This is a genomic window from Bacteroidia bacterium, assembly GCA_041391665.1.
GTDB lineage: Bacteria > Bacteroidota > Bacteroidia > J057 > J057 > JAGQVA01.
The window spans coordinates 1,802,725-1,820,919 of the sequence record JAWKNO010000001.1; the positions used below are offsets into that span (position 1 = coordinate 1,802,725).

13 protein-coding genes are annotated in these 18,195 nt (G+C 46.5%); 10 read left to right on the plus strand and 3 right to left on the minus strand.

Annotated elements, in window-relative coordinates; genetic code table 11:
• Window positions 1-40 precede the first annotated feature (40 nt).
• Window positions 41-361: a hypothetical protein gene (locus R3D00_07620; protein ID MEZ4773034.1), complete on the plus strand. Its 321-nt coding sequence runs from the start codon at window positions 41-43 to the stop codon at window positions 359-361.
• A gap of 53 nt (window positions 362-414) precedes the next feature.
• Here the strand turns inward: R3D00_07620 and R3D00_07625 are convergent, their stop codons facing one another.
• Both R3D00_07625 and R3D00_07630 read right to left on the minus strand, forming a co-directional pair.
• Window positions 415-1,479 carry an outer membrane beta-barrel protein gene (locus R3D00_07625; GenBank protein ID MEZ4773035.1) on the minus strand — a complete coding sequence of 355 codons (1,065 nt, stop codon included), beginning with the start codon at window positions 1,477-1,479 and terminating at the stop codon, window positions 415-417.
• 219 nt (window positions 1,480-1,698) lie between these two features.
• Window positions 1,699-3,030: an ammonium transporter gene (locus tag R3D00_07630; GenBank protein MEZ4773036.1), complete on the minus strand. Its 1,332-nt coding sequence runs from the start codon at window positions 3,028-3,030 to the stop codon at window positions 1,699-1,701.
• Between the two features lie 474 nt (window positions 3,031-3,504).
• On the opposite strand from R3D00_07630, the gene R3D00_07635 reads away from it, so the two are divergent.
• Window positions 3,505-4,515: a glutamine synthetase beta-grasp domain-containing protein gene (locus R3D00_07635; protein ID MEZ4773037.1), complete on the plus strand. Its 1,011-nt coding sequence runs from the start codon at window positions 3,505-3,507 to the stop codon at window positions 4,513-4,515.
• Window positions 4,516-4,585: 70 nt separating this feature from the next.
• Here the strand turns inward: R3D00_07635 and R3D00_07640 are convergent, their stop codons facing one another.
• Window positions 4,586-5,569, minus strand: a complete 984-nt coding sequence (locus R3D00_07640; protein MEZ4773038.1) for an alpha/beta hydrolase — start codon at window positions 5,567-5,569, stop codon at window positions 4,586-4,588.
• A gap of 433 nt (window positions 5,570-6,002) precedes the next feature.
• Here R3D00_07640 and gltB point away from each other — a divergent pair, with 433 nt between their 5' ends.
• The 8 genes from gltB (at window position 6,003) to R3D00_07680 (ending at window position 18,168) form a co-directional block, all read left to right on the plus strand.
• Window positions 6,003-10,562 (plus strand): glutamate synthase large subunit, encoded by a 4,560-nt coding sequence (gltB, locus tag R3D00_07645; protein MEZ4773039.1) that lies wholly within the window; start codon window positions 6,003-6,005, stop codon window positions 10,560-10,562.
• Between the two features lie 22 nt (window positions 10,563-10,584).
• Window positions 10,585-11,997, plus strand: coding sequence for a glutamate synthase subunit beta (locus R3D00_07650; protein MEZ4773040.1), 1,413 nt, complete (start codon window positions 10,585-10,587; stop codon window positions 11,995-11,997).
• 183 nt (window positions 11,998-12,180) lie between these two features.
• Window positions 12,181-12,582: an RNA-binding protein gene (locus R3D00_07655; GenBank protein MEZ4773041.1), complete on the plus strand. Its 402-nt coding sequence runs from the start codon at window positions 12,181-12,183 to the stop codon at window positions 12,580-12,582.
• 64 nt (window positions 12,583-12,646) lie between these two features.
• A complete protein-coding gene (locus tag R3D00_07660; protein ID MEZ4773042.1) occupies window positions 12,647-14,029 on the plus strand; it encodes an arginine decarboxylase in 1,383 nt (460 codons plus the stop codon).
• A 16-nt stretch (window positions 14,030-14,045) separates the two neighbouring features.
• Complete coding sequence (locus R3D00_07665) at window positions 14,046-15,023, plus strand: deoxyhypusine synthase family protein (protein ID MEZ4773043.1); 978 nt, start codon at window positions 14,046-14,048, stop codon at window positions 15,021-15,023.
• An 804-nt stretch (window positions 15,024-15,827) separates the two neighbouring features.
• Window positions 15,828-16,019 carry a hypothetical protein gene (locus R3D00_07670; protein MEZ4773044.1) on the plus strand — a complete coding sequence of 64 codons (192 nt, stop codon included), beginning with the start codon at window positions 15,828-15,830 and terminating at the stop codon, window positions 16,017-16,019.
• Window positions 16,020-16,097: 78 nt separating this feature from the next.
• Complete coding sequence (locus R3D00_07675; GenBank protein ID MEZ4773045.1) at window positions 16,098-17,114, plus strand: hypothetical protein; 1,017 nt, start codon at window positions 16,098-16,100, stop codon at window positions 17,112-17,114.
• 52 nt (window positions 17,115-17,166) lie between these two features.
• Complete coding sequence (locus tag R3D00_07680) at window positions 17,167-18,168, plus strand: hypothetical protein (protein ID MEZ4773046.1); 1,002 nt, start codon at window positions 17,167-17,169, stop codon at window positions 18,166-18,168.
• The last annotated feature ends 27 nt before the right edge of the window (window positions 18,169-18,195 follow it).

The following is an 18,195-nucleotide window of genomic DNA, read 5'->3' on the forward strand; positions in this document are numbered from 1 at the left end:
TTAAAGTTAGCAAAATATTTGAAGACTGATTAAAAAGGACATGATGAGACTACTGGCAACGTTACTGGTAGCCTTGCTCTCTGTACAGGTCCATTTGGGGCAGGAAACAGGAAGCCAGGCAAAGTCGGCGAAACTCCGGCAGCTAAACAATTACAAACAGTGGGCAGCAAGGGAAGCCGAAGAACCTTCAGCGAAACCAACTGAAGTGCCACATTATACACCGGCAAGCCCCAAATTGAAAAAACATCCCAACAAGTGGGCTCAATATTCGCCGCGGAGAAAAAGGAAGACCCAGTCAGAACAGGAGGCCTATCAGCGGGTGCGGCAGGGGCGAAACGGGCGGATACGGCCGGCAGAATAAAAAAGAGGCTGCCAATAAATGACAGCCTCCCACTTAGGAACTGAGTTTAGAAATCAGAAAGCATATACAGCAGCAATGAGTACCTGTGCTGCTGACTTTGTTGCTGCGCCGTTGCCATCCACAAAAATGGACTGGCTGGCCATATCGTAGCGAACTTCAGGAATAAGGGTGAGCGAGCCACCTGAGATATTAGCGGAAAACGTGATTGCATTTACGTTGGCGTCTTCTGTTTCACTGAGGATACCAGCGGTAGCGTTGGAGCGGAAATGCTCATATCTCAGGCCGAGCGAAACATTATTTTTTACGGCATAGTTGATATAAGCGGCAGCCCCTGCAAAAGTTGCAGCAGTATCACCACCGGCGGAGTAGGTGGCGGCATTTAAGCCGAGCATGAGGGCATCTGATACTTCAAAGGTCGTGGTAAGGTCTGCAATGGTACCGTTTGAGCCGTCGAGGAAATTGGCATAAACATTCCATCCTTCAACAGGAGCAACAAATACCTGGGCACCGATGCTGGTAGGGCCGATTTCAGGGTCAGCGGTGTAGACGTTCCACGGGTTAAATGCGCCAACCATAACGCCAAACTTGTCGCTGAAGTTATAGTTGAGTTTTACGCCTGCATTCTGGAAAGGGCCGTTGGTAAAAAGATAAGAAGTGGAATAGTTGAAGTTGCCTGTGGGAGCAATGACTTCGTAGCCTACGAATGTTCCCATATACCCACCGGTAACAGAAAATTTGTCGGTGAAGGCATAGGACACATAGAGGTTCTGAATATTGGGTGCATAAGCCGGAATATCGACGGCATTTTCTCCATCACCGACAGTGGTGCGGAGCGGCCCTGGGCCTACGGAACCAGCATTGCGAGGACCAAAGGAAATTTCTCCGGTAAAAGAAGCTTTTCCAGTTGTTTTTTCCAGTTTTAGGTCGATCATACCGATAGAAACGGAGTTTTGCTCGTCGCCAAAGCTGGTCGGAATATTGCCTGTTCCTGAGAAATCATATTTATAATAGGTATCCACTGAGCCGGAAATCTGGAGTTTTTCTTCTTCTTCCTGCCCAAAGAGCAGGGAAATTCCTGCAAAAAGAGATACAATAAGGGTAAGTCCTGACTTTTTCATTTGAGTTAAAGTTTGTTGGATTGAATAAAGATGATCATAGCCTCAGGGGTAGAGAAGCTTATCATACTACCGTAAACTTGCAGATCAGGAAAGAGTGTTTTGCAGAAAAAAAATAAAGCTTTTGATAGTCACTGACCGAAACCATACAGTCAGGAATAAATGCGAAAGAGAAAAAGAGTTACCGGCTGGTTGTTCAACCGGCAACTCTGTCTAAGAAATCTATTCTTCGTAAATGATCGTGTACCCTCTGATACCGTGCTCGTGGCTGTCCAGACCGGAAGCTTCGTGCTCGGGAGAAACCCTGATTCCCCATACTTTTTTGAGTACAAAGAATACCAGAAAAGCGAAAGAAAACGCAGCTGCACCGCATACTGCTACACCTATGAGCTGGTTGATAAATTGATCAATACCTGCTTTTGCACCGAAAATACCTACTACAAGTGTACCAAAGATACCACAAGTGAGGTGAACAGAAACGGCGCCTACACAGTCGTCAAGTTTCAATTTGTCAAGACCTACTGCTGACAGTACTACCAGGCCACCTGCGAGAACACCGATGAGCATAGACTCGTAAGGAGACATCAGGTCAGCACCGGCAGTAATACCTACCAGACCGGCAAGGATACCATTAAGTGCCATACCAAGGTCGAGGCGGTTGAACATGAACCTTGCGGTAATCACGCCACCAATACCACCTGCCGCCGCCGCCAGGCAGGTATTTACCAATACCAGGGAAGTGGCACCGGGAGCCGCAGAAAGTACGCTTCCTCCGTTAAATCCAAACCAGCCCAGCCAAAGCAAAAATACACCAATGACTGCGAGCGGGACGCTGGAGCCAGGAAAATCGTTGACTTTTCCGTCTTTATATTTGCCGATTCGGGCACCTACGAGCATGATACCAGCCAAAGCGCCCCATCCACCGATGGAATGTACCAGGGTAGAGCCTGCAAAATCATAAAAGCCCAGTCCGTCGAGGAAACCGCCGCCCCATTTCCAGGAGCCGATAATCGGATAGGCCAGGCCTACAAATAAAGTCGTGAAGATCAGGTAGCTGGAGATTTTTATACGCTCTGCAACTGCACCGGAAACGATGGTAGCAGCAGTAGCGGCAAACATACCCTGGAACAGGAAGTTGGTCCAATAGGTATAACCACCGTTATATTCGGTTGTGGTACCAGCTTCAGGTAAACTTAGCCCAAAACCAGCAAACCCCAGGAATCCGTTGAATGCATCACCCAATTCTTTGGGATACATGAGCGCAAACCCAAAGAGTGCGTAGGTGATAAGCCCAATCGCAGGGGTAAGGGTATTTTTAAACAAGATATTAACCGTGTTTTTGGCCTGTGTGAAACCAGATTCGACAGAGGCAAAACCCAGGTGCATAATAAATACCAGCGCGGTACAGATCATCATCCAGACATTGTTGGTCGTCAGAAGAGTGTCTGCAGCCTGTATGTTTGTCTGTGCAAGACCGGCACCAAGAGCTGCCAGAGAATCCGTTAACGCGCCAGGTACGGCGGTGGATAATGAATCAAGGAGCTGTTCGTCCATAGGAAAGAGTGTTAGTGGTGAGATGAATTTCCGAAATTGTGTAAACTAAATATGTCATTTGTCTGAAAAAGGCAGAGAAGGGTAGAAATTATGACCAGTTTTCTTTATCCCGCCTTATTTTTAATGACCAAAAGTCAACAAAAATGAATCTTAGGTGTATTTTGTGTAAAAAATTTGGGGTATTTTTGAAATTTGCTACTTCTTATAAGCCATAAATCAAAAATATCTCATGATTTTCTGCTTAAATACTGGAATTGGTAATAAAAAAAGAACTATTTTTAATTTGTGATTGCAATAATGGTGATTTTTTGAAGAATATCAAACGAAATAGTATATTTTTTTCAATTTCATTATTATTATCGTGCAAATCAGGGTTTTTTTAAAAAAATACTTTTCTTTTTTGAAATTTATTCATAAATCTGCGGCATCTTTTAGGAGTTTATCTCAGATACCTAATTTTCAACTATTCTAAAAATGGCAAAAGCAAAACTCGAGTACATCTGGCTGGATGGATCTTCACCTACCCAAGGCCTGAGAAGTAAGACAAAAATTGTATCGAATTTTAGCGGCAAACTGGAAGACTGCCCGATGTGGTCTTTTGACGGTTCTTCTACCGAGCAGGCAGAGGGCCGTTCGTCAGACTGTCTGCTGAAACCGGTCGCTATTTATCCTGATCCGGGACGTATCAATGGTTATCTCGTAATGACCGAAGTCCTGAATCCGGATCGTACACCGCATGTAACCAATGGACGTGCACAGATTGATGACGACGATAACGATTTCTGGTTTGGTTTTGAGCAGGAGTACTTCCTGTGGGATCCGGTGACAAATATGCCTCCCGGATTTCCGGAAGGTGGATACCCTGCACCGCAAGGACCATACTATTGTTCAGTTGGGGTAAAAAATGCATTTGGACGGGAGATCGTGGAAGAGCATCTCGATCAGTGTCTGGAGGCAGGCTTAAACGTGGAAGGTATTAATGCAGAAGTGGCTACTGGTCAGTGGGAATTTCAGATTTTCGCAAAAGGTGCTGCTGACGCTGGTGATCAGATCTGGGTTGCCCGTTATCTTCTGGAACGTCTGGGCGAAAAATATGGTCTGGGCGTCAACTGGCACCCCAAACCAATCAAAGGAGACTGGAACGGAAGTGGGATGCATATCAATTTCAGTAATACTTTGCTCCGCACTGCCGGTAGCAAAGAAGCTTACGACAAAGTATGCGAGGCTTTCCGCCCTGTAATTAAAGAACATATTGCTGTTTATGGTGCTTATAACGATCAGCGACTGACAGGTAGACACGAAACCCAGTCGATTGACAAATTTAGCTTTGGTGTTTCTGACCGTGGTGCTTCTATCCGTATTCCGATCGGAACGGTAGAAAACGGCTACAAAGGATGGCTGGAAGACAGACGCCCCGCCTCCAATGCAGATCCGTACAAAGCTGCCGCAAGAATCATCAAAACAGTAAAAGGAGTAACTGCATAAGTCAAAGATGTCTTGCAGATCACTTGAGTGTTTTTGTGAAGGAGCGGCTTCGGTCGTTCCTTCCTTTTTTTTATACAATTTCTCCCTGCGTCATTCGCTCAAATTTCCGGATAATTTCGGCGAGTTTTCCGGGAGCTTCCCATACCATCATATTTCCAAAGGGCTCTTCGAGGCAGTTGGCCGTAGCAGAAGGAATATGCTGCGCCAGCAACTGAGAAGCCCTGGGGTCTATTCGCCGGTCTGAATAACTGGAAATCAGGGTAACCGGAAGCGAGAGGTCAGAGAGTCGGTCGTGGAGGTTTTGTCTACCTATCTGATCCCAGACACTTTGAATGATTTGATGCTCATCTCTCAAAGCTACTTTCATAAACGCCCGCAACATCGACGGTGCAGGACTGTCGCCAAAGGCTACTGCCGAAAAACTCCAGCCATAGAGCTCCGTCTTCAGTATGCGTCGGAGTAAACCCGAACCAATCATCGAAAAAGGGAACCGACGCTGCGTTTTTTCTCCTTTTGAAAGCGCCCCAAAACCCGCAAGTGAAACCAGGCCTTTTACCCTGTATCTGCTTTCTTCCGGATGATCCAGCAAATATTTCATCGCCAGAAATGCCCCCGCAGAATGCCCAACCAAAATACAGTCTTTAAGATTGTAAAATTCCAGCACCTGTTTCAGATCTCTGGAGAGGATTTCAGGGCTAAAACCATCTGATCCCGGTTTTGATTCACCATGTCCACGATGATCAAATGTGATCACCTGGTAACCTTTGGCGGCCAACTGGCGCCAGAGAAGATTCATCGTTACCAATGACAATCCCAAATCCGGAATCAGGATCATCGCAGGGCCAGACGCTTTGTGCAGCGACCGTATCAATCCGCCATCGGCTGTGGGAATGAATTCCTCCACTCCGTCGGGTTCCATCAGAAGCGTATTCTCTGACATCGAATCCGGATTGTTTTTGAAAATATAGAGATTCACAAGAACCCCTACCTGCATCATAAATAATAAAATGGCAAGGGCACAAATGATACAAAGAAGCAAATTCAGCAGAATCATGTCTTTCAGGATCAAGAGTTAAACTTTCTTATTGAGCCAACTTCCATACCGTAGCAGCCTTAAGGTAACTCTGAATCTAAGAAATTTTTCGGTCATTGCCGAAAAAAAAACACTCGCATGAGATTATTTATGTTGTAAAAATCGGGCTTTTAGGTGCGATTTTTTTAATAGCATATGGGTAAAACTTCAGATAAGTAAAAATTTTACAAAAATTTTATTGAAATATTAAATAATGTCGATTTTTATTATTATTATTGTCACTGAGTTTACACAAGGAGTCAGATAACTACATTTATTTAACCGGCCATTTTGTTTGCCTTCAGGCAGGCGATTGGTGATATTTTTGCGGGCTTATTTTTCTATAGTAGAAAAATCGGCAAGGGGGTCTTGCGCCGGAAAATTTTGGTCATCTGCCCGAAATATCATCCCAGCAATGAAAGATTCTGACCAACGTTCGCTTTACGTTCCCGAATTAGAGCATGATGCCTGCGGCATTGGATTTGTCGCCCACCTCAAAGGAAAAAAATCGCATAACATCGTAGAAGACGCCCTTACCATGCTTACCAATATGGAGCATAGAGGTGCTACGGGTAGCGATCCCCGTACAGGCGACGGTGCCGGGATTCTCATTCAGGTTCCTCACCGTTTTCTCTCTGAAGAATGCCAGAAATCGGGGTTTACCATTCCTGATTTTGGCCAATACGGGGTGGGGATGATTTTTTTTCCTTCCGATGAAATCAAACGCGAACATTGCCGGGATATCCTGAAACAATATGTGGAAAACCGTGGGTTTCACCTGCTGGGATTCCGTAAAGTGCCTGCTGAAAAACAGTGGATTGGGAAAATTGCCTTCGACGCATCTCCTGAAATCGAGCAGATGTTTGTTGCTCCTAAGGAAAAATTGTCTCCCGATGCATTTGAAAGGCAGCTATTTATCCTGCGCCGTTTTGTGGGCCATGCGATCAACAAGCAGGTGCCCAATATCAATGATGAATTTTACTTCACCTCTCTTTCTTTTAAGACGATTGTCTATAAAGGTCAGTTTCGTACCGACCAATTGAGACCTTATTTTCCAGACTTGCACGATCCTCGGGTAGTTTCTGCCCTGGCGCTTGTGCATTCCCGTTTTTCGACCAATACTTTTCCCCGCTGGCGACTGGCTCAACCTTTCCGCTACATCGCCCACAATGGCGAAATCAATACGATCAGAGGAAATATCAACTGGATGCGGGCCAAAGAAGGGGTGATGACCTCCTCTTACTTTAAGCAGGAAGAGCTGGAAATGTTATTTCCTATCTGCGATCCCTCTCATTCTGATTCGCGCAACCTCGACAGTATGGTCGAATTGCTGGTCATGAGCGGAAGATCTCTTCCTCATGCCATGATGATGGTCATACCAGAAGCCTGGCAGGACAACAAGTTGATGGATGCGGAAAGAAAAGCATTCTACGAATTTCATTCTACACTTTCTGAGCCCTGGGACGGGCCGGCGTCTATTTGCTTTACTGACGGTAATATTGTGGGTGCTACGCTTGACCGTAATGGCCTGCGTCCTTCCCGTTATACCATTACCCGCGACGACCGGCTGATTATGGCATCTGAAACGGGTGCTTTGCCTGTAGAGCCTTATAATGTAAGACAGAAAGGTCGCCTTCAGCCTGGAAAAATCTTTGTAGCCGATCTCTCTCAGGGAAGAATTATCAGTGATGAAGAACTGAAGCAGAGCATTTCGTCCCAACAACCTTACGGCGATTGGCTGAAAAAATATAAGCTGAATCTTGAAAGTTTTCCTCAAAGAAAACCTGTGTATCCGTCTCTTTCCGGAGAGGCGCTGCTGCGCACACAGAAATTATTTGGCGTGACCAGTGAAGACCTGAAAGTTGTCATTGGTAAATTTGCCGAAACGGCACAGGAACCCTTGGGCTCGATGGGAACAGACACCCCGCTGGCCATTCTTTCTTCTCAGTCTCAGCATATCTCTCATTACTTCAAACAACTGTTTGCCCAGGTCAGTAACCCTCCGATAGATCCTATCCGCGAACGCCTGGTAATGTCGCTGAGAACATGGATCGGGGGGTCTAAAAATATATTGATCGAGTCGGAGGAGGCTTGTAAACATATTACCATCAAACATCCGGTACTTACCAATCAGGAACTGGAAAAAATTCGCCAGATAGCGCACGAAGATTACCGGGCGGTTACCATTGATGCGGTTTTTACCCCTGGGCAGTCATTGAAGGAAGCCCTTACGGTATTGTGTAAAAAGGCGGAAAAAGCGGCATCTGAAGCTGCTGATTCTGCCAAAAATGGCAAAGCATATAATCTGGTAATTATCATCAGCGACAGAATCGCGGGCAAAGACCTGGCACCTATCCCCGCTCTGATGGCTGTAGGTGCGGTGCACCACTGGCTGATGGAGCGCCGCCTCCGGTCGTTTGCAGATTTGATTGCAGAGACCGGCGACGCCCGCGAGACCCACCATTTTGCCACACTGATCGGCTATGGTGCGATTGCTATCAATCCCTACCTCGCCTTTGAAAGTCTTACCGAACTTAACCAGTCGCATCCCGATTTTCAGGAATACGCTGAAGAAAAACTTCACTACAACTTTATCAAGGGGATTAATTACGGGTTGCTGAAAATCTTTTCAAAGATGGGCATATCCACCCTTGAATCGTATCACGGGGCACAGATTTTCGAGATACTGGGGATAAGCAAGGAAGTGGTCGATTTCTGTTTCAAGGGAAGTATCTCCCGAATCGGCGGTCTTTCTTTTGAGGAAATCAGCAGAGAAGTACTGATCCGCTATTTGCAGGCATTTCCCGAAAACCCAAATGCAAAACTGCGATTGGAAACAGGTGGACTTTACCAGTGGAAAAAAGATGGAGAGGTTCACATGTTTAACCCTGAGACGATCCATCTTCTCCAGAAATCGAGCAAAAGCAACGATTACGGCCTCTATAAAAAATACGCAGCGAAGATCAATGAGCAGATGAAAAAGCCCATCACGCTGCGGAGTCTGCTTGACTTTACAGATCGCCAGCCGATTCCGCTGGAAGAAGTAGAGCCTGTCGAAAATATTCTGAAACGTTTTGCTACCGGGGCGATGTCGTTTGGTTCTATTTCTCATGAAGCGCATTCCACGCTTGCGATTGCCATGAACCGCATTGGCGGGAAAAGCAATTGTGGTGAAGGCGGGGAAGATGAAGAGCGTTATAATAGGTTGCCCAACGGCGATTCTACCCGTTCTGCCATCAAGCAGGTTGCTTCCGGACGGTTTGGCGTTACAAGTTATTACCTCAGCCAGGCAGACGAATTGCAAATCAAAATGGCACAGGGTGCCAAGCCTGGTGAAGGCGGCCAGCTCCCCGGCCACAAAGTAGATAAATGGATCGGACGAGTGCGGCACAGTACGCCCGGTGTGGGCCTGATTTCGCCGCCGCCACACCATGATATCTATTCTATTGAAGACCTTGCGCAGCTGATATTTGACCTGAAAAATGCCAACCGGCATGCCCGAATCAGCGTCAAACTGGTATCAGAAGCAGGCGTCGGAACCATTGCCGCCGGCGTAGCCAAAGCCCATGCAGATCATATTCTGATCTCAGGGCATGATGGCGGTACAGGTGCTTCTCCGCTGAGTTCGACCCGCCATGCGGGACTCCCCTGGGAGTTGGGACTTGCCGAGGCACATCAGACATTGGTAAAAAACAATCTTCGCAGTCGCGTTACGCTTCAGGTTGACGGACAGGTCAGGACGGGTCGCGATATGGCTATTGCCACCTTGCTCGGGGCAGAAGAGTGGGGGATAGCCACCGCAGCACTGGTGGTTGAGGGGTGTATTATGATGCGCAAATGTCATCTCAATACCTGCCCGGTAGGAGTCGCTACCCAAAACCCCGAGCTTCGGGCGATGTTTACCGGCAGTGCAGATGATCTTGTCAACTTCTTTACCTTCCTGGCAAATGACTTCCGGGAGCATATGGCTGAACTGGGCTTTCGCACAGTAAACGAAATGGTTGGTCAAAGCCAGAAACTGAAAGTGCGCGACGATATTGACCACTGGAAGCTCAAAACTATAGATCTTTCGCCTGTCCTGTACAAAGCGCCTCACGCAGAGAATGTGGGCCTTTATCAGCAGGTCGAACAGGAGCATGGGCTGGAAAAAGTACTTGACTGGCAATTGCTGGCCGCATCTAAAAATGGCATTTCACATGGTGTGCCTGTTTTTCACTCAGCAGAAGTGCGAAATGTTGACCGGGCAATTGGCACCATCGTATCTCATGAAATATCCAAAATCCATAAAGGCAAAGGACTGGCGGCGGGCACCCTTCATTACAAATTTACCGGATCAGCCGGGCAAAGTTTTGCAGCCTTCGGCGTCAAAGGTATCCGCTTCGAACTCGAAGGGGAAGCCAATGACTACGTCGGCAAGGGACTTTCCGGTGCACAAATCATCGTATATCCCCACAAATCGGCACCGATCGAACCCGGAAAAAATATCGTCATCGGCAATGTAGCCTTTTACGGTGCAACTTCCGGTGAAGCATTTATCCGTGGAGTGGCTGGCGAAAGGTTCTGCGTGCGAAACTCCGGTGTAAAGGCCGTCGTGGAAGGTGTAGGAGATCATGGCTGCGAATATATGACCGGGGGAACAGTCGTTGTGCTCGGCAAAACCGGGCGAAATTTTGCCGCAGGTATGAGTGGCGGAATCGCGTATGTATATGACCCTGAAAATGAATTTAAGGTAAAATGCAATCCGGAACTGGTCGAGTTTGACCCGCTGGAATACGATGATATCGAAGTACTGAAAAACCTCATCAGCAGACATTATACATATACAGGAAGCCGTATTGCCCTAAAACTGATGACCGAATGGTCGGCGGCTTTTGATCACTTTGTGAAAGTTATTCCTACCGATTATAAGAATGTCCTTCTGGCAAACCATGTCAACGCATGGAAAGAGAAAGAAACAGAAAAACTGGTAGGCTAAAAAAATATTACGCAAAATTATTATGGGAAAACCAACAGGATTTTTAGAGTATAAGCGTGAGCTTCCCGGTACAAGGGATGCTGAAGAAAGAATCCTTGACTTTAAGGAATTGTATCTTCCCTTTAGTGAAGAAAAAACCCGCGAACAAGCCGCCAGGTGCATGGACTGCGGGGTGCCTTTCTGTCATCAGGGCTGCCCGCTGGGCAATCATATTCCTGATTTTAATGATGCCGTTTACCGCGAAGACTGGGAGGCTGCCATTGAGATTCTCCTATCCACCAATCCTTTCCCTGAGTTTACGGGAAGGATTTGCCCGGCGCCCTGCGAAGGATCTTGTGTACTGGGGATCAACCGCCCACCGGTAAGCATCGAACATATTGAGAAAACCATCATCGAAAAAGCATTCGAACTGGGCTATATCAAACCGCAGGCTCCGTCCTTCCGGACTGGTAAATCAGTTGCGGTGGTAGGTTCCGGCCCCGCAGGTCTTTCCGCAGCTGTATATCTCAATCGGGCCGGACACAACGTAACGGTTTATGAGAGAGACGCAAATCCCGGAGGATTGCTGCGTTATGGGATTCCGGATTTTAAACTTGAAAAATGGGTTGTAGAAAGGCAGATAGCTTTGATGGAAGCTGAAGGTATTCATTTTGTCTGTAATGCTCATATAGGTGTAGATATGCCAACAGAAGAGTTAAAAAAATACGATAGCGTAGTGGTTACCGGTGGATCAACGGTTCCCCGTGACCTGAATACTACGCCAGGAAGAAACCTGGAGGGGGTTCATTTTGCCATGGACTTCCTTACCCGCCAGAATAAAAAGATCGCGGGAGAGTGGACACCCAAAGCGGGGGATATCAGCGCTGCCGGGAAACATGTGGTAGTGATCGGCGGCGGAGACACCGGCGCAGATTGTGTGGGCACTTCCAATCGTCAGGGGGCGCTTTCGGTAACTCAGCTGGAGCTTCTGGAAAAACCTCCGGTCCAAAGAAGCTATTCTAATCCATGGCCCGAATGGCCGATGGTTTTGCGGAGCTCTTCTTCACATGAAGAAGGATGTGAGCGGCAGTGGTCTGTATTGACCAAAGAATTTGTTGCCGATGAGAATGGCCATATCAAAGCCATAAAGATATGTGAAATCGCCTGGCGCGCTTACGGCAACGGGTTTGACATTATCCCCAATACCGAGCAGTTGATCCCCTGTGATCTGGCCTTGCTGGCCATAGGATTTATGCATCCACAGGCAGAAGGCATGCTGGCAGATCTCGATTTGGACCTCGATGAGAGAGGAAATGTGAAGACAAATGAATACGCAACATCTGTCGAAGGAGTATTTGCCGCCGGAGATATGCGAAGAGGACAATCACTGGTGGTATGGGCGATTGCAGAAGGGCGTGATTGTGCAGAAAAAGTAGACGAATTTTTGCGCAAATAAACCCGTAAAAAGCAATAAATTTGACGATCTATCGACATCAATTGCAGACATCAGTTTTTGATGTCTGTTTTTTATTATTTTTGGGGCAAATTTGTATTCACTAATGCTATACAAATTCAAAAAATTATCGCTAAAATTACCAAAAAAACATTTGTTTACGCCGAATTTTGAACTAGACTGACAATGAAAATCCATGTTTCAAACATTGATCGTTCTACTTCCGAAGATGAATTGTTCGAAATATTCGAAGAATTTGGAGAAGTGACTTCTGTAGAATTAAATGATGATCCTGACCCAGGTAGAGAAACTTTTTCTGCAACGGTAATCATGCCATCAGCAATTGAGGCGAGAGAAGCCATTTTGGAGCTCAACGGAGAAAATATTGATGGCAGAAACCTCCGTGTGGTAAAAGGCAAGCCTTCTCCGCAACAGGGTAGTGCTAATAGTTCTTATGATGATGATGGCGAAGAAGAAGATGAGGATGATATCTCAGGTGGTAAAGTTTGGGAGAAAATCCGCCGCCGCAAGCCACCAGCATCCAGTGATAACCCTACAGGCGGCATAAAAGGCAAGAAAAAAAGATAACGATTAACAAACAAAAGCAGAGGTATCCCGGTACTTCCTGCTTTTTTTAATGAAAAGACAAAACATGCAGAGTTATTTAGATTTTATTAATCAAAGCTACGTTTTCCCCCAGGAAGGGATTAAAGTGCTGGATGATGAGCTGTATTTTCAGGGGGTTAACCTCATGGAACTTATAGAAACCTACAAAACGCCGCTGCGGTTTACGTATTTGCCCGTGATTTCAAGTAAAATCCAGAAAGCCCGAAAATTATTTTACCAGGCAATCAAAAAGAAGGATTATAAAGGAGATTATAAATACTGTTACTGTACCAAAAGTTCCCATTTTCAGCATGTTTTGGTGGAGGTATTGAAAAATAACGTTCAGCTTGAAACTTCTTCGGCTTTCGATCTCCCGATTATCGCCTCTCTGCATAAGAGTGGAAATCTTGAAAAAGATATTCTGGTTGTTTGTAATGGATTTAAAGATCTTGAATACAAACAAAACATTGTGGATATGATCCACGATGGATTTAAAAACATCATTCCCGTACTCGACAATAAGGAGGAATTCAATTTTTACCAGAGTGAACTGCTTGAACCCTGCTCGCTCGGAATGCGGATCGCCACGGAGGAACCGCCAGATTCCAGCTTCTACACCAGCAGACTCGGTATTCGGGCAGATGAAGTAATCGATTATTACAAGACCCGCCTGGCTGAAGCGCCTCAGTTTAAAGTAAAACTCCTGCACTTTTTTGTTCATACCGGGATTCAGGATTCTCCCTTCTTCTGGAGTGAGCTTCGCAAATTTGTAGATCTCTACTGTCGGTTCAGGAAAATTAATCCGGAACTCAAATACCTCGACATCGGTGGTGGTTTGCCTTTTTACAACTCTCTGGAGTTTGAATATGATTACGAATACGTCATCGAGGAGATCGTCAATACCATCAAGGAAATCTGCCGCGAACACGAAGTGGAAGAACCAGACATTCTCACAGAATTTGGCAGCTATACCGTTGCCGAAAGCAGTTGTACACTCTTCAAGGTTCTGGGCAGGAAAATGCAGAATGACCGCGAAAAGTGGTTTATGATTGACGGCAGTATCATTAGTATGCTCCCCGATGTATGGGCACTGAACCGCAGCTTTATTCTTCTGCCTATCAACAATTGGGACGCTGAATATGAACGTGTGTATATTGGTGGAATGACGTGTGACAGCGATGATTACTACAACTACGAAGCCAACGTCAACGCGGTATTTATGCCCAAAACCCGAAAACAGCAGTATTTGGGCTTTTTCCATACGGGTGCTTATCAGGAAGTATTGAGTGGTTTGGGCGGTATTCATCATTGTCTGATGCCGGATCCCAAACATGTGATTATGACCATGAATGAAGATGGCTCAAAATCCTTCCGGGTGCTCAGGGAAGAGCAGAATAGCAAGCAGGTAATGAAAATTCTCGGGTATTAAAAAATAATCAATTGCAATGACCACAAAAGGACCGATCAGTCAGTTTATTGAAAAAAATTATCTCCACTTCAACGCTGCCTCTCTTGTCGATGCAGCCAAAGGATATGAAGCGCACCTCGATGCCGGAGGGAAAATGATGATTACGCTGGCAGGTGCGATGAGTACAGCCGAATTGGGTATATCCCTCGCCGAAATGATCCGGCAGGACAAAGTGCAGATCATCTCCTGTACAGGCGCAAATCTGGAGGAAGATATCATGAATCTTGTGGCCCATAATCATTATAAACGTGTGCCCAACTACCGGGATCTCGGCCCGCAGGAAGAGTGGGATCTGCTAGAGAATGGATTTAATCGCGTAACGGATACCTGTATCCCAGAGGAAGAAGCCTTCCGCCGGATCCAGGCACATATTTTCAAACGCTGGAAGGATGCAGACACTGCCGGTGAGCGTAAACTTCCCCATCAGTTTATGTACGAAATGCTTCTCGGCGGAGACCTCGAGCCCTATTACGAAATAGATCCCAAAAACAGCTGGATGTTGGCCGCAGCTGAGAAGAACCTGCCTATCGTCGTGCCTGGTTGGGAAGACTCCACGATGGGTAACATATTTGCTTCTTACTGCATCAAAGGTGAGATAAAACCCACCACCATGCGCTCAGGTATCGAGTATATGACCGAGCTGGCAGCCTGGTATCCCAAAAAAGCAGACGAAGGAAATATCGGCTTTTTCCAGATTGGAGGAGGCATTGCCGGAGATTTTCCGATTTGTGTAGTTCCGATGCTGTATCAGGATATGGAGTTGGAAGAAACGCCTTTCTGGGGCTATTTCTGTCAGATATCTGATTCTACCACAAGCTATGGTTCTTATTCCGGTGCCGTACCCAATGAGAAAATCACCTGGGGGAAACTGGGCATAGATACCCCCAAATTTATCGTCGAATCAGATGCTACCATTGTCGCACCATTGATTTTTGCATGGGTATTGGGTTGGTAGTGTTTTGCATTATTAAAAAAAAGTAGTAACTTATTTTCAATAATACTAAAATTGGTCCAGGCGGTTAGTGTCGCACTCCTACGCCGACCGGATCAAACCTAATGGCGGAGGTCCCCCCTCCGCTCTTTTTTTTGAAGTCAGAAGTCAGAAGGGAAGCGCAGGGGGCTTATTTCTTTCTTCGTAAATCTTATATCGTAAATCGGACTTCATCCGGATAGGAGAGCTATTCACTAACAGATAGGACTGCGACCCGAAAGAATGGTCAATTGTTAATGGTTAACGAGGTGGTGTGCTGCGACACATTGTTTGCAGGGAAATTTTGGGGGGATGGGCCTGCGGCTACCGTCATTGCGCTCCTACGGAGCTTGTTCTGGGCAGAACATCAATAGCGCGGTGGTTTTAACCCCGCGCAACAAAGGGCGTGCTGCGACGCACCATTTGCAGGGAAATTTGGGGGGGTGGGCGCCTGCGGCTACAAACATATGACTCCTCCGGAGTCCCGGCTACGCCTGAGCAAAGGTTTTATCAATAGCGCGGTGGTTTCAACCTCGCGCATCAGACGACGCGCCGTTTGCAGGGAAATTTGGGGGGATGGGCGCATGTGGCTATAATCCTTTCACTCCCTTAATGGGATCTTCGACGCTTCGCGGTTTCGCACTGCGGCGTGCAGAGAGTTTCCAGGCTGCGTCCGGCTAGATACGGGATGCGACCTTCTAATGTTAAGAAATTGTTAAATTTTAATTCGGGTATCGGAATATTCGAGGGGGGGGGTATTTTGTCTGCTCACTATTAAAACACTTAACTATGTCAAAAAAAGTCAAAATTTTCACCCTTTTGCTGCTTCTGGCCGGAGCGGCAGTTCCTTCTGCAAAAGCATGTTTCATTGTGTGTGGTGGGACTACTTACTCCTGCAATAACTGCCAGCAGGTAGCACCAGACCGCATCTTCTGTCCTGCAAGTGGTAACGAGTACGGGTGCGGCGAAATGGATCAATAACCTGTGTTCGCCTGTTATCAGGTTCTCTGTTGCAGAGTATCGGATAACAGGCTATCTTCTTCCCTTAAATCCTTCCTAATGAAAACAACTTTAATCGCGTGGGCTGCTTTGCTTTTTTCCTGCGGAGTACTTACCGAATCCTCCCATCCGGAGTTGATGATTCCCCTGAAAGCGGATATTGTCACCGATCAATTGCATGATACGCTGTTCTTTTCTCCCACTTGTATGTTTGCGATTCCCGGAGGTGTCTGTGCAGGCTCTCGTGACGAAGGCAGGATCGTTTGCACGGATATGAATTTACAGGCGGGTCTGGTTTTCGGAGAAAAGGGCTTAGGCCCCGGAGAGTTCCAGAGCCTCCATAAGGGGGTATGGCACAATGATGAATTTCACCTGTTCGATTTTTCAAAAAAAAGCATTCAGGCTTTCGACAAGTCAGGTTCTTTCCTCCATGAAATCAGAGTGCCTGCGGAATATGACCGATCGTCGCGATTTGCGATGGATCAACAGGGAAACTGCTTTTTTAGCACAGGCTACCAGCCTTCGGTTGGGCTGTTATTCAATCTAAATACCAAAGAAATTGACTCCTACTTTGGCACCGGCATCAAACCGGAGAAAGAAAGAATCCCTGCGGATTTACACTTAACTCTGGATGGATACCTGATCGCGATCCTTGTAACGGTAACGATGCCCCGAATCCTCGTCTATAACCAGGCGAAACAACTGATTTTAGATTTGGATTTATCGGATTATGAAGTAATTAAACAGAAAAGGGAAATGCAGAAAGCAGATGACGATCCTAACCTGCTTTTCACCAGGGCGATTGCAGAATCAACCTTCGATAAGGCAACCCAACGTCTTTATGTGTGGGCACTCCACCACTATGGAAAAGATACAAAAGGAGAAATTTTAGGGAGTGCCGACATCATGTATGAGTTCCAGTTTGCTCAGGGAACTTTGGAGCTTAGAAAAACCTACCATCTTCTGGGTTTGGAAGGAGGGCCTCTGCCTGTGTTTATCGGTTTTGCTGTGGAACAAAGGAAAGTGTTTGCGATTGACGGTGAAGGGCTTTTCTACAAATATACCCTGTCGGATTAAATGGTACAACGGCACTTTCACTTACCTCATTAAGAGAAAATTAATAAACCCTATGCGATATTTCTGTTTTTTTGTCTGGTGCGCCTTCATGGGCTGTACTACCTCTCAAACGACCCGGGATCCTCAGTCCCTTATTTTTCTCACCCCCGACCTCGTCACAGAACAGCTTCATGATACGCTTTTTGTCAGATGCAACGGCATGTTTTCTGCAAACGGTCGCGTCTGTATAGGTGATTATGACGGAGGTAGGATCATCTGCACAGACGTTGACTTTCAGGCTCAGACCATATTGGGCCGCAAAGGACTTGGCCCGGGAGAAATCATGTATCCCGGACATGGTGTTTATTACGAGGGACAGTTCTTTATCTACGATGCAGGTAAAAAATCAATACAGGTTTTTGGGGAAGAGGGTGTGTTCATCAAAGAAGTGCGCCTGCCGGCAGAATATGATAATTATTCAACATTTGCCATCGGCGAAGATGGCGACTGCTACCTCGGTACCGGATTTGTGTCTTCGGTAGGGCTTAGGTTTGATCTCGACTCGCAGAAAACAGTGTCTTTTTTTGGTGTGGGGGACAAAGCGGAAGACGAGAAAAAAGCACCCGCGAATTTACTCAGGCTGAAAGATGGCCATTTGATCTCCATCTTAGAAACGCTTCCCCGTATCGTAGTATATGGCCCCGACCTTAAGGCCAGATCAACGTACGACCTCTCTGATGATGAGTTGGTAAAAGGCGGTGCCGAATTCCGAAAGGTTAAGGGAGACCCCCACGCATTTATGTTTTCGGTTTTTGGAGGAGCCCAGCTTGATACCGGGACCAACCGGCTGTATGTACTGGTGTTTGGGTATGAGCCGGGGGACGACAACACTGCGGCACGTACAATCTACGAGTTTCAGTACCAAGATGGATCATTATCTCACCGAAGTACCTACCGGCTTACAGGGCCAGAAGAATCGAAGCCAGCCTTTTTGAGTTTTGCGGTTGTGGATAAGCAAATATTTACCTACGACCTGATAACCGAGCTTTTCTACCGCTATCCATTGCCCGGCTAGGTACGGGATCTTCTAGTGTTAAAAAAT

Bases quoted from the DNA above. Each gene is read 5' to 3' on its own strand.
- R3D00_07620 (MEZ4773034.1), top strand. From the start codon at position 41: ATGATGAGACTACTGGCAACGTTACTGGTAGCCTTGCTCTCTGTACAG.
- R3D00_07625 (MEZ4773035.1), bottom strand. From the start codon at position 1,479: ATGAAAAAGTCAGGACTTACCCTTATTGTATCTCTTTTTGCAGGAATT.
- R3D00_07630 (MEZ4773036.1), bottom strand. From the start codon at position 3,030: ATGGACGAACAGCTCCTTGATTCATTATCCACCGCCGTACCTGGCGCG.
- R3D00_07635 (MEZ4773037.1), top strand. From the start codon at position 3,505: ATGGCAAAAGCAAAACTCGAGTACATCTGGCTGGATGGATCTTCACCT.
- R3D00_07640 (MEZ4773038.1), bottom strand. From the start codon at position 5,569: ATGATTCTGCTGAATTTGCTTCTTTGTATCATTTGTGCCCTTGCCATT.
- gltB (MEZ4773039.1), top strand. From the start codon at position 6,003: ATGAAAGATTCTGACCAACGTTCGCTTTACGTTCCCGAATTAGAGCAT.
- R3D00_07650 (MEZ4773040.1), top strand. From the start codon at position 10,585: ATGGGAAAACCAACAGGATTTTTAGAGTATAAGCGTGAGCTTCCCGGT.
- R3D00_07655 (MEZ4773041.1), top strand. From the start codon at position 12,181: ATGAAAATCCATGTTTCAAACATTGATCGTTCTACTTCCGAAGATGAA.
- R3D00_07660 (MEZ4773042.1), top strand. From the start codon at position 12,647: ATGCAGAGTTATTTAGATTTTATTAATCAAAGCTACGTTTTCCCCCAG.
- R3D00_07665 (MEZ4773043.1), top strand. From the start codon at position 14,046: ATGACCACAAAAGGACCGATCAGTCAGTTTATTGAAAAAAATTATCTC.
- R3D00_07670 (MEZ4773044.1), top strand. From the start codon at position 15,828: ATGTCAAAAAAAGTCAAAATTTTCACCCTTTTGCTGCTTCTGGCCGGA.
- R3D00_07675 (MEZ4773045.1), top strand. From the start codon at position 16,098: ATGAAAACAACTTTAATCGCGTGGGCTGCTTTGCTTTTTTCCTGCGGA.
- R3D00_07680 (MEZ4773046.1), top strand. From the start codon at position 17,167: ATGCGATATTTCTGTTTTTTTGTCTGGTGCGCCTTCATGGGCTGTACT.